This window comes from Micromonospora noduli (genome assembly GCF_003264365.1).
In the GTDB taxonomy this organism is placed as follows: domain Bacteria; phylum Actinomycetota; class Actinomycetes; order Mycobacteriales; family Micromonosporaceae; genus Micromonospora; species Micromonospora noduli.
Window position 1 is genome coordinate 23,491 of sequence record NZ_PYAK01000061.1, and the last position, 10,908, is coordinate 34,398.

General features: G+C 70.6%; 11 protein-coding genes. 4 read left to right on the forward strand and 7 right to left on the reverse strand.

Going from position 1 to position 10,908, the window contains the following annotated elements; genetic code table 11:
* Positions 1-9 precede the first annotated feature (9 nt).
* Positions 10-822, forward strand: coding sequence for a helix-turn-helix domain-containing protein (locus GUI43_RS28640; RefSeq protein WP_249037872.1), 813 nt, complete (start codon positions 10-12; stop codon positions 820-822).
* Between the two features lie 45 nt (positions 823-867).
* Here the strand turns inward: GUI43_RS28640 and GUI43_RS28645 are convergent, their stop codons facing one another.
* Together GUI43_RS28645 and GUI43_RS28650 are read right to left on the reverse strand one after the other, a co-directional pair.
* Complete coding sequence (locus GUI43_RS28645; RefSeq protein ID WP_112700191.1) at positions 868-3,699, reverse strand: PQQ-dependent sugar dehydrogenase; 2,832 nt, start codon at positions 3,697-3,699, stop codon at positions 868-870.
* Positions 3,700-3,787: 88 nt separating this feature from the next.
* The gene (locus GUI43_RS28650) at positions 3,788-4,927 is read right to left on the reverse strand and encodes a ThuA domain-containing protein (protein WP_249037873.1); all 1,140 of its coding nucleotides are present in this window, start codon (positions 4,925-4,927) and stop codon (positions 3,788-3,790) included.
* 361 nt (positions 4,928-5,288) lie between these two features.
* Here GUI43_RS28650 and GUI43_RS28655 point away from each other — a divergent pair, with 361 nt between their 5' ends.
* Positions 5,289-5,636 carry a hypothetical protein gene (locus tag GUI43_RS28655; RefSeq protein WP_146765968.1) on the forward strand — a complete coding sequence of 116 codons (348 nt, stop codon included), beginning with the start codon at positions 5,289-5,291 and terminating at the stop codon, positions 5,634-5,636.
* A 42-nt stretch (positions 5,637-5,678) separates the two neighbouring features.
* Here the strand turns inward: GUI43_RS28655 and GUI43_RS28660 are convergent, their stop codons facing one another.
* The 3 genes from GUI43_RS28660 to GUI43_RS28670 all read right to left on the reverse strand — a co-directional run bounded on the left by GUI43_RS28660 (position 5,679) and on the right by GUI43_RS28670 (position 8,097).
* Entirely contained in the window at positions 5,679-6,392 is a 714-nt protein-coding gene (locus GUI43_RS28660; protein ID WP_112700194.1) for an alpha/beta fold hydrolase, read from the reverse strand.
* Between the two features lie 105 nt (positions 6,393-6,497).
* Complete coding sequence (locus tag GUI43_RS28665) at positions 6,498-7,316, reverse strand: CPBP family intramembrane glutamic endopeptidase (protein WP_170158796.1); 819 nt, start codon at positions 7,314-7,316, stop codon at positions 6,498-6,500.
* Positions 7,317-7,353: 37 nt separating this feature from the next.
* Positions 7,354-8,097 (reverse strand): SAM-dependent methyltransferase, encoded by a 744-nt coding sequence (locus GUI43_RS28670; protein ID WP_112700196.1) that lies wholly within the window; start codon positions 8,095-8,097, stop codon positions 7,354-7,356.
* A gap of 74 nt (positions 8,098-8,171) precedes the next feature.
* Here GUI43_RS28670 and mug point away from each other — a divergent pair, with 74 nt between their 5' ends.
* Positions 8,172-8,741 carry a G/U mismatch-specific DNA glycosylase gene (gene mug, locus GUI43_RS28675; protein WP_112700197.1) on the forward strand — a complete coding sequence of 190 codons (570 nt, stop codon included), beginning with the start codon at positions 8,172-8,174 and terminating at the stop codon, positions 8,739-8,741.
* On the opposite strand, the gene GUI43_RS28680 is transcribed toward mug, so the two are convergent.
* Positions 8,738-9,241, reverse strand: a complete 504-nt coding sequence (locus tag GUI43_RS28680) for an SRPBCC family protein (RefSeq protein WP_112700198.1) — start codon at positions 9,239-9,241, stop codon at positions 8,738-8,740. The genes mug and GUI43_RS28680 overlap by 4 nt on opposite strands.
* Positions 9,238-9,600: an ArsR/SmtB family transcription factor gene (locus tag GUI43_RS28685; protein ID WP_112587353.1), complete on the reverse strand. Its 363-nt coding sequence runs from the start codon at positions 9,598-9,600 to the stop codon at positions 9,238-9,240. The genes GUI43_RS28680 and GUI43_RS28685 overlap by 4 nt, the downstream gene beginning before the upstream one ends.
* A 111-nt stretch (positions 9,601-9,711) precedes the next feature.
* Between GUI43_RS28685 and GUI43_RS28690 the strand changes: the two genes are divergently transcribed.
* The gene (locus GUI43_RS28690) at positions 9,712-10,812 is read left to right on the forward strand and encodes a calcium:cation antiporter (RefSeq protein ID WP_112587351.1); all 1,101 of its coding nucleotides are present in this window, start codon (positions 9,712-9,714) and stop codon (positions 10,810-10,812) included.
* Positions 10,813-10,908 lie beyond the last annotated feature (96 nt).

Below are 10,908 nucleotides of genomic sequence, written 5' to 3' on the forward strand. Positions count from 1 at the left end.
CGCTTGTCGATGACATCGCACTTCATGGCGTTGCGGGCGACGATGAGTAGGCTCATGATCGTGTACGCGGTCGGGGAACTCCTGCGGCAGTGGCGCAAGCGCCGGGGGCTCAGCCAACTCGACCTGGCGATCGCCGCGGATGTCTCGGCTCGGCACGTCAGCCTGGTCGAGACCGGCAAGTCCACGCCGAGCGCCGACATGATCCTCCGGCTCGCCGACCAGCTTCACGTGCCGCTGCGTGATCGCAACCAGCTGTTGCTCGCCGCCGGCTTCGCGCCCCGGTACACCCAGCGCCCGCTCGACGACGCCGCCCTGTCGGGTGCCCTCGACGCGGTCCGCAGGGTGCTCCAGGCGCACGAGCCGTATCCGGCGCTGGTCTTCGACCGCCGGTGGAACATCGTGCTGACCAACCGCGCGGTCGACCCGTTCTTCGCGTACGCGGCGCCCGACCTGTTGCGGCCGCCGGTGAACCTGGTTCGGCTGGGCCTGCACCCGCGCGGGCTCGCCCCCCTGGTCGTCAACCTGGCGGACGTGCGGGCGGTGTTCCGCAGCCGGATCTCGCGCCAGCTCGCCGCCGCTCCCGACGCGGAACTCGCGGCGCTCTACGACGAACTGCTGAACCCGCTGCCCGACGACCCGCCGGACCAACGGGTCGACGCCGACGTGGTGATCCCGATGATCCTGCGGGTCGGTGGACGCGAGCTGCGGCTGTTCTCGACCATCACCACGTTCGGCACCCCGATGGACATCACCATCGAGGAGATCGCTGTGGAGTCCTACTACCCGGCGGACCCGCAGAGCGCCGCCTACTTCACGCAGTAGGGCCCGGCCTGGTCACCGCCCAGGCCGGGCCCTACGACGTGCTGGTCAGCCGGTGGTCAGGACGAACCTCTCCCAGGACCCGACCGACGTCCGGTTGGCGATCAGTGATCCGGCTCCGGCGTTCTCGGCGGCCACGATCTGGTTGTTCGCCAGAGCCCGCAGACCGATCGTCCCGTCGGAGTTGTTGATGATCTGGAACGTCTCCCACGGCCCGATCGTCGTGCGGTTCGCGATCAACGGATTGGCGCCGGCATTGTCGGCGCAGACGTACAGCCCGTTGGCGCGGGACCGCAGGGCGATGTTGCCGTTGCCGGCGTCCACCCGGTCGAACTGCTCGGTCGTCGAGACGCTGGCCTTGTTGGCGATCAGCGGGTTGGTGCCGACGGCCGACACGTACTGGTTGTTTACCTGCGCCCGCAGCGTGATCCCTCCGCTGGGGGTGGTGGTGCCGGTGGCGAAGGTGAACGCGTCCACGTCGAACAGGTTGCCCGAGCCGCCCTTGAACACCAGGTACAGCGTGGTCGTCGAGGCGGGCGGGTTGCTGATGGCGGTGGAGACGTCGACGAAGGTCTCCCAGCTACCGGTCACCGGCACCGTGGCGGTGCCCAGCAGGGTGCCGGTGGCCGACCCGGCGCGAACCTCGATGGTGCCGCCGGCGCCGGCCGAGGAGACCCGAGCGGTGAACCGGTTCGCGTTGGACAGGTTGTACGGCTGGTAGGAGATCCAGTCGTTGTTCTCGATGAACCCGGCCGTGCGGCCACCCTCGGCGTTGGTGTGGTCGGTGGCCTGGACACCGGACTGGGCGCTGAAGTGCTCACCCTGGCGGTGCTTGGGTTGCAGCGTCTTGATGCTGTGCGTGGTGAGCCCACCGTTGTCGGTGTACGCGGCGTCGAAGACCCCGTAGATGTTGGCCGCCGCGTCGTGCTCGCCGTCGGTCGGGACGGTGATCGTGCCGCTGCACCCGGTCTTCGAGGTGATCTGGTGGGCGTGGCTGTCGTGGCCCAGCGCGTAGGTCAGGCTCACCTTGGTGCAGTCGATCGTGCCGTCCTGCGGGTCGCTCACCGAGATCTGGTACGGCACCGTGTCACCGAAGCTGAACAGTTGCCCGTCGGTGGGCGCGGTGAGTGACACCGTCGGTGCGGTGTTGCCCACCGTGACGATCAGGCTCGCCGTGCCGGACAGGCCGGTCGGGTCGGTGACCTTCAGGGTGGGGCTGTACGAGCCGTTGGTGGTGTACGTCTTGGTGGGGTTGGCCGCCGTCGACGTGGTGCCGTCACCGAAGGTCCACAGGTAGCTGAGCGCGCCGCCCTCGGGGTCGGAGCTGCCGGCCGATGAGAAGTTGACAGTCAGCGGGTTGGCCCCCGACGTGGGGTTCGCCGAGGCGACCGCGATCGGGCTGCGGTTGCCGCCACCGATGTACTCGATCCGGAAGAGCGCCTGGTTGTTCGAGCCGGTGCCGTAGTCCAGCACGTACAGGGCGCCGTCCGGGCCGAAGGCCATGTCCATGACCTGGGTGCCGGTCCACGGGAAGTTGGAGATCTCCCCGCGCGAGCCGTCGGAGTTGACAGCGATGGCCTTGATCCAGCGGCGGCCGTACTCGCCGGCGAAGAACTGACCGTTCAGCGAGGCCGGGAACTTGATGCTGGAGTTGAGCGAGGCGTCGTACCGGTAGACCGGCCCACCCATCGGTGACTCCGAGCCGCTGCCGAACTCCGACGGAGAACCGGAGTCGCCCGCGTACTTGATCCAGGCCGGCTTCGCCGCGGGCAACGTGCCGAGCCCGGTGTTGCGGAACGAGTTGTTGGTCGGCCCGCCCGTGCAGTTGTACTTGGACTGCGACGGCCCGGACGGGAAGGTGTATTCATTGTATGTTTCCGTGCTGGTGTTGCTGCCGGTGCAGTACGGCCAGCCGTAGTTGCCGGGCGCCGCGATGCGGTTGAACTCGACCTGACCCTGGGGGCCCCGGCTGGAGTTCGTGCTGCCTGCATCGGGGCCGTAGTCACCGAGGTAGACCACGCCGGTCGCCTTGTCGACGCTCATCCGGAACGGGTTGCGCAGGCCCATGGCGTAGATCTCCGGGCGGGTGCCCGACGTGCCGGGGGCGAACAGGTTGCCCGACGGGATCGTGTACGTGCCGTCCGCCTGCGGCTTGATCCGCAGCACCTTGCCCCGCAGGTCGTTGGTGTTGCCCGCCGAGCGCTGGGCGTCGAACTGCGGGTTGCGGTTGGTCCGTTCGTCGAGTGGCGCGTAGCCGGACGACTCGAACGGGTTGGTGTCGTCGCCGGTGGTCAGGTACAGGTTGCCGGCGGCGTCGAAGTCCAGGTCACCGCCGACGTGGCAGCACTGCCCGCGGTCGTTGGCGACCTGGAGCACGATCTTCTCGCTGCCCAGGTTGAGCGTGTCGTCGCTGTTGAGGGTGAACCGGGACAGCCGCAGGTGCCCCTTCCACCGGTCCCAGTCAGACTGCGAGCCGGTGGTCGGGGCGTCCCCGGACGGGGTGCTCAGCGTGGGGGAGTAGTACAGGTAGATCCACCGGTTGGTGGCGAAGTTGGGGTCGACGGCGACGCCCTGCAACCCCTCCTCGTCGTGGGTGTAGACGGACAGGGTTCCGGAGACCTTGGTATTGCCGGCCACGTCGGTCACCCGCAGGACGCCGTTGCGGGCGGTGTGCAGCACCGAGCGGTTGGGCAGGACGGCCAGGGACATGGCCTCACCCAGCTCGCCCGAACCGGTGGCGAGCTTGACCTGCTGATAGTCGGAGGCGGGGATGACCGCCGCCTGGGCGGTGGACGGTGCAGCCACAGCGAGGGCCGCGCTCGCGACGGTGAGGACCGCCGCGAAGAGCGCCCGGGGCCAGCGCCGGGGGTACGAGAGCATGATCGTCCTTTCTCGACGACCGGGGGACGGGCGCGCGGGGGCGCACCACGACCAGGTGGGGTGGTGGAGAACGTGCGGGGGGACCAGGTCAGTTGGTGGTGACCAGGTCGAACTTCTCCCACTGACCGATGGAGGTCCGGTTGGCGATCAGCGGGGACGCGCCCGCGTTGTCGGCGGCGACGTAACGGTTGTTCACAGTGGCCCGCAGGCTCACAGTGCCGTCGGAGTTGCGGACCAGCTGGAACGTCTCCCAGGCGCCGGCGGTGGCCCGGTTGGCGATCAGCGCGGCGGCCCCGGCGTTCTCGGCCGCGACGAACTGCCCGTTGCCCTTGGCGCGCAGCGCCACGTTGCCGTTGGCGAGGTTGACCAGGTCGAACCGCTCGGTGGTGCCGACCGAGGTCTTGTTGGCGATCAGCGAGGTGGTGGCGTTGGGCGCGCTCACATACTGGTTGTTGGCGCGGGCCCGCAGGGTGGAACCGCTGGCGGTGGGCGGCGGGGTCGTCGTGCGCGGCGAGCAGTCGGCGGTCACGGAGCCCGCGGCGACCTGGAGACCACCGAGCAGCATGCGGGTGAAGTTCGGGTCGGTGTACGACGCCTCGGTGTGCCCGAGGCCCGTGTACCAGGCACGCCCGCCGCCGTACGCCTTGCACCAGGTGATGGGGTGGTCGCCGCCCATGTTGCCGCCGCTGTAGGACGACTCGTCGAGGCTGGCCAGAACCCGTGCGCTGGACCGGGGGTTGGTGCGGTAGTTGTACCACTCGTCGGAGCGGACCCAGGTGGTGCCGAGGTGGGCGGTCGACGGGTTGGTCTGGTCCTCGATCTTCACGGTGGCGTTCTGGATCGCCGGGTGCGAGTCGAACCACGCTCCGACCAGCGAGCCGTACCACGGCCAGCTGTACTCGGTGTCGGCCGCGGCGTGCACGCCGACGTAGCCACCACCGGCGGCGATGTACGACTCGAACGCGCTCTGCTGGCTGGCGTTGAGGACGTCACCGGTGGTCGACATGAAGACCACCGCCTGGTACTGGGCCAGGTTGGAGGTGGTGAACTGTGCGGCGTCCTCGGTCGAGGTCACTGTGAATCCGTTGGCCGAGCCGAGCTGCTGGATCGCGGCGATGCCGTTGGGGATGGACGAGTGCCGGAAGCCGGCGGTCTTGCTGAACAGCAGGACCTTGGTCAGGGGTGCCGCTGAGGCGGGGGTCGGCAGGGCGACCAGGCTGGCCAGCATGACGGCCAGGCCGGTGACGAGTGCCAACAGGCGGGGACGGGAACGCATTGTCTTGCTCCTCTGCTGAGCGTCGACCTCAGGCTGTGCACACGGGCAGGCCGGAGGCCGCGATGGCGGTGGTGCGGAAGCCGGGCCGCCGATGCTCGGCTGAGGTGGTGCGGGGTGGTGGGGGTGCAGGGGTGGGGCGGTGAAACCAGTCGACGACTCAAACCACCCACAGTGGACGGTCAGAATTCATCGACTGGCATCGTTGACGCAGTAAACCTCCGATGTCTAGGCCCCGTCAAGCCCACGTGCTCGGTCCCGAGTACGCCCGCGCACGGCCGGCGTCGGCGTGGAGGTGCGACGTATGGTCGGTGGCATGGCCACCGACGAAGATCGAGAACGGCTCGCCGGGCAACTCGTGGCGCTGCCGGTCCGCGAGCTGGTCGACGTCCTGCGCCGTGCCCTGCCGCACTTCACCGAGGAGGCGTACGGCATGCGAACTGCGCTGACTCTGGCCAGCGTCACCTACTACGAGGACGAGGTCGAACCGGGCCTCAACGTCGAACTGGTCGCCTGGCCCGACCGCGACTACTACGACGGGGACCTCGGGATGGACCAGGGCCTGTGGGAGAACGGCCACTGCGCACGGTGCGACATCGAGGTCGTCTCGAATGCCAAGCGCGCGTTCTGCCCGTACTGCGGATCCGCGTGCGGCCTGACCTGAGCACCACGTCGGCCGGCCGTCGCGCGGCCAGCCTCTGCCGCCCTACGCAGGGCTGCGGGTGCGCCGGGTCGCCATCAGAATGAGGTCGGCGATCGTCTCCGGGTGGGTGACCATGGCCAGATGCGATGATTCGACCTCGATGGTCGTCGCGTTCATCCGATCGGCCAAGAACCGCTCCAGCTCCGGCGCGGTCGTGCGGTCCTGGGTGGAGATCGAGTAGTAGCACCGCCGGTCCCGCCAGGCGGCCGTTGTCGTGCGGCCCTGGAAGAGGTCCTTGGCGATCGGGCCCTGCACCGCGTACAGGGCGCGGGCGCGGTTCTCCTCGATTCCACCGGCGAAGTCGGCCAGGAAGGCACTCTCGCTGAGCTGCGCGTACCCGTCGTGGTGCACGAGGCCGGCATTCGCCGGCGGCGTGGGGTATTTCGCCGCGAGCGCGGCGTAGTCCTCGCCGGCGTCCGGCGCGCGGGCAGCGACGTACACCAGGGCGGTGACCCTCGGGTGGTTACCGGCCTCGCTGATGATCGTGCCGGCCCAGGAGTGGCCCACCAGCACCGTCGGGCCGTCCTGGCGGTCGAGGGCGCGGTTGGTGGCCGCGACGTCGTCGGCCAGGGAGGTCAGCGGGTTCTGGACCGCGGTGACCGTCAGCCCGGCCCGCTGTAGCAGCGGAATGACATCGGACCAGGACGAGCCGTCGGCGTACGCGCCGTGGACCAGGACCACGTTGCGGGCGGGCTGGGCCGAAGACGTGTCGCTCATCCGAAAACCTCCGCACGACGCCGTGCCGTCGCTCGTTTCTCGACGACAGCTCTCGCCCGCCACTCTTCCCCACCCCGGTCGGTGCGGTGGGCCAAACGCTCAGCTTCAGCCGCTCTGGCGCACCGGGTCCGGTGCGAGAGCGCGCCAGCTCAGGTGGTCCCGGTAGTGGTGCCGCAGGACCAACCAGCTGACCGAGAACGGAATGGCCCCCATGGCCACCACGCCCAGGACGTCCGCGCCGACCACGTCGAAGACCGCCCCGACGTCACCGAACAGCTGAGCGACCGTCTGAAACGCGACGTGCAGGCCGATGCCGGCCCAGATGTCGCCGGTGACGGCGCGGAAGGCACCCAGCAGCAGCGCGAAGACGAAGAAGAGCGCCAGTCGGTCGACGGATCTGGCCGCCCCGACGAGGAACCCGAACACTGTGAACAGCACCGCTTGCCCGAGGACGGCCTGCCCGGCGGGCAGCCGGGTGGCGAGGTTGTGTTGCAGGTACCCGCGGAAGATCAGCTCCTCCGGCAGCGCCTCCTTCAGGAAGACCAGCACGACCAGCAGCGCCGCCACCCGCAGCACGTCCCCGACGGACGTCCGGACACTGATCTCGACCCAGCCGACACCGAGGCAGAGCGCGAAACCCGCCGCGGCGGGCACGAGCCAGCAGGCCATGCCGAACACCAGACGCCGCCAGCCGGCGCGCAGCGACGGCAACCCGAGGCCGGCCCAGGGCCGTCGGTCCAGGGCGCGACGGGCGACGACCACCAGGGGTACGACGACAGCTGTGGTGAGGACCGCCCCGACCGCATGGGTGGGCCGGTCGTAGTCACGGCCGAGCAGGGCGCCCAGGAACAGCCACACCAGCACGGCGGCGGTGGCCACCACGAGGATCCGCCACGGCAGGGCGAGACGGGATCCGGCGCTCACCACGCGCAGCGTAGTAAGCGGCGTCAAGGGCGGACGGTCAGCGGCCGAGGACGAGATAGCCCAGGCCGAGGACACCCCGGTAGCCGCCGACGTACTGGCGCAACCGGTCATCGAGCTCCGCGCGGACCTCGGCCGCGCGGGGATCCTCCGGGTACGCCAGCAGCCACTCCTGCCGGCCGGCGAGCCAGGTGGATTCGAAGTCGTCCCATTCCCGCTGGTCGGCGGTGCTCAGGTGCAGCAACCGCCAGCCCCGCTGGCGGGCGGCCTCGACCAGCCCGGGAAGGGTCGGGACCTCCGGGCCGAAGATCTCGGCGATCTCCGCCGTGGGGGACCGCTCCCAGAACGCGTCGCCGAACAGCAACCGCCCACCGGGCCGGACCACTGCGGCGAGGGCGTCGAGGGCGGCCTCGGTGCCGCCGAAGGCGTGTGCCGAGCCGATGCAGAGAACCCGGTCGGCCGGCTCCTGCCAGGCCGCCGCTTCCCCCATCACGAAGGCGACGTGCCGGTTCAGCGACCGCCCCGCGGCCAGCCGTCGCCCTCGGGCGAGCGCGGCCTCGTCGCTGTCGACGCCGACGCCGCGCGTCGCGACCGGGCCGGAGACACCGCCGGCGGTGACCGCCCGCAGCAGCAGCTCACCCCAGCCACAGCCGAGGTCGAGCACACGCGCGCCGGGGCGCACGTCGAGTCGTTGCAGCAGCAACGTGGCGTGCTCCGGCGAGAGCGGAGTGTTCCAGCGCATCCGCGCGTAACGGCTGGCGGCGAGGTGGTCGGTTGACTGCATCCGTTGAGGGTGTCAAGGCGTGATCGTCGCCGTGCGCCGGGTCCGACACCCCGGCGTACGGCAGGATCGGTGCGGTGGACGCGGAGCGTGCGGGGCCGGCGCGGCGGCCGACCCCGCAGGAGGTGGCGGCGGCGGTCGGCCGGGGTCTGCCGGACATCATCGGTCCCGGGCTGCGGGTGCTGTTCTGCGGCTACAACCCGGGCCTCTACTCGGCCGCCGTGGGGCTGCCCTTCGCCCGCAAGGGCAGCCGATTCTGGCCGGCCCTGCACGGGGGCGGCTTCACCGACCGCCAGCTGCACCCGTGGGAACACGACGAGCTGCTGCGCCACGGCCTCGGCATCACCAGCCTGAGCAACCGGGCCACCGCCCGCGCCGACGAGCTGACGTCGGCGGAGCTGGTGGCCGGTGTCACTGGGTTGGCGGTGAAGGCCGAGCGCTACCGGCCGCGCTGGGTGGCCATCCTCGGGGTGACCGCGTACCGGATCGCCTTCGCCCGACCGAAGGCCGGGCTGGGCCCGCGACCGGACCGGCTGGGCCCGGCCCGGGTCTGGGTGCTGCCGAACCCCAGCGGCCTGAACGCGCACTTCCCCCTGCCGGCGTTGACCGCCGAGTTCGCCAAGCTGCGGCGGGAGCTCGACGCCTAGCCGGCCGAGGCGACCAGCCCCTGGTAGTAGGGCTGCATGGCCGGGTGGTAGTCGTCGAACTCCGGGCGGGGCGAGCCGTCCCGGGAGGCCACCAGCAGGTCCAGGTAGTACTCCCAACCGGCGCCCACCTCGGCGATGCCCTCCACGCTGCTCAGGTGCTGCACGAACCGCAGCTCGGTGGTGCCGTCGGTCTCGGTCAGCGACAGCTCCAGCAGCCAGCTGCCGTAGTCGTCGACCATCGACACGGCGAGGCGCTGCTGCGGTTCGCACGCGTCGATGCGCATCTCGCACCAGGGCTGCTGCTCCTCGTACGCCATCTGGACCCGGATGGTCCGTCCGGGCCCGGCGTCGCCCTCCCACGGGCCGAACCAGCGGGCCGTACGCTCCGGTTCGGTCAGGCTGGCCCAGACGTCCGCCGCCGGGGCGCGGAAGGTTCGAGTGAGGACGAGATCGTGGCCGGTGTCGGTCTGAAACAGGCGTCCGGCGGGTGTGCGGATCATGCCGTGTGCTCCCTTCGGTGCTCCGCCGGGCCGCGGCTGCGACGCTCTCGGCGGGTGCGATAGACCTCGGTCTCCAACGCGTCGAGGTGCCGGCCCCACCGGTCGACTGTGGTGAGCCCGGTGAGCCAGTCGAGCAGCGGGGCGAGCGGGCCCGGATCGAGCCGGTAGATCCTTCGCCGTCCGACCAGATCGTCACGGACCAGCCCGCTGTCGCGCAGCACCCGCAGGTGGCGACTGATGGCGGGCCGGCTGATCGTGAACCGCTGGGCGATGTCGCCGGCGGAGAGGGGTTCGGCGCGCAACATGGTCAGGATGTGCCGCCGCACCGGGTCGGCAATCGCGACGGCCACCTCATCCACCCCGAAAGCGTAACCTATAGGTTACGGGTTTGCCGGTTGTGGACCGTCGACACCACAGATCCGTGCGTCGATGGTGGGCACATGATCACCTGGCCTGGCACTCTTTACGGCATGGCCGCCCTGCTTCGCTCCCGCCTGACCGACTGGACCTTCGCCGTACCCGTGCTCGCGGTTCTGGTATTGATCGTCACCTGGGGACGGAGCCTGCCCGGCCCGGTCATCGTGGTGGTCGCGGTGCTGCTGGGCGGTGCCGTGCTCGCGGCCGTGCACCACGCGGAGGTGGTGGCCCACCGGGTGGGGGAGCCGTACGGGTCGCTGGTGCTCGCCGTCGCGGTCACCGTGATCGAGGTCGCCCTCATCGTCACTCTGATGATCAGCGGCCCGGAGAAGACCCAGTCGCTCGCCCGGGACACCGTCTTCGCCGCCGTCATGATCACCTGTAACGGGATACTCGGCCTGTCCCTACTGCTGGGAGCGCTGCGCCGCCGCGTCGCGGTGTTCAACCCTGAGGGCACCGGCGGGGCCCTGGCCACCGTGATCACCCTGGCCACCCTGAGTCTGGTCATCCCGACCTTCACCACGGCCCGGCCCGGCCCGGAATTCAGCCCGGCCCAGCTTGCCTTCGCCGCCGTCGCCTCGCTGGCGCTCTACGGGCTGTTCGTGCTCGTGCAGACCGGCCGGCACCGCGACTACTTCCTACCGGTCGACAGCCGCGGTCAGGTGATAGACGCGGAGGAGCACGCCAAGCCGCCGACCACCCGCGCCGCGCTGATGAGCCTGGGGCTGCTGCTGGTGGCGCTGGTCGCGGTGGTCGGCGACGCCAAGACCGTCTCGCCGACCATCGAGGCCGGTGTGGCCGCGGCGAACCTGCCGCACGCGTTCGTCGGCGTGATCATCGCCCTTCTCGTGCTGCTGCCGGAGACCCTGGCCGCCGCCCGCGCCGCCCGCCGCGACCGCGTGCAGATCAGCCTGAACCTCGCGCTCGGCTCGGCGATGGCCAGCATCGGCCTGACCATCCCGGCCATAGCGATCGCCTCGATCTGGCTGGACGGCCCGCTGCTGCTCGGCCTCGGCGGCACCCAGCTCGCCCTCCTCGCGCTCACCGCCGTGACCGCCGTCCTCACCGTGGTGCCCGGCCGGGCCAACGTGTTGCAGGGCGGCGTGCACCTGGTGCTGATGGCCGCCTTCGTCTTCCTGGCCGCCAGCCCGTGACCCGCACGGCGCGCCGGCTCAGCCCGTGACCCGCACGGCGCGCCGGCTCAGCCCGTGACCCGCACGGCGCGCCGGCTCAGCCCGTGACCCGCACGG

Coding starts and splice junctions, on each gene's coding strand:
- GUI43_RS28640 (WP_249037872.1), top strand. CDS start 10: ATGACATCGCACTTCATGGCGTTGCGGGCGACGATGAGTAGGCTCATG.
- GUI43_RS28645 (WP_112700191.1), bottom strand. CDS start 3,699: ATGCTCTCGTACCCCCGGCGCTGGCCCCGGGCGCTCTTCGCGGCGGTC.
- GUI43_RS28650 (WP_249037873.1), bottom strand. CDS start 4,927: ATGCTGGCCAGCCTGGTCGCCCTGCCGACCCCCGCCTCAGCGGCACCC.
- GUI43_RS28655 (WP_146765968.1), top strand. CDS start 5,289: ATGGCCACCGACGAAGATCGAGAACGGCTCGCCGGGCAACTCGTGGCG.
- GUI43_RS28660 (WP_112700194.1), bottom strand. CDS start 6,392: ATGAGCGACACGTCTTCGGCCCAGCCCGCCCGCAACGTGGTCCTGGTC.
- GUI43_RS28670 (WP_112700196.1), bottom strand. CDS start 8,097: ATGCAGTCAACCGACCACCTCGCCGCCAGCCGTTACGCGCGGATGCGC.
- GUI43_RS28680 (WP_112700198.1), bottom strand. CDS start 9,241: ATGATCCGCACACCCGCCGGACGCCTGTTTCAGACCGACACCGGCCAC.
- GUI43_RS28690 (WP_112587351.1), top strand. CDS start 9,712: ATGGCCGCCCTGCTTCGCTCCCGCCTGACCGACTGGACCTTCGCCGTA.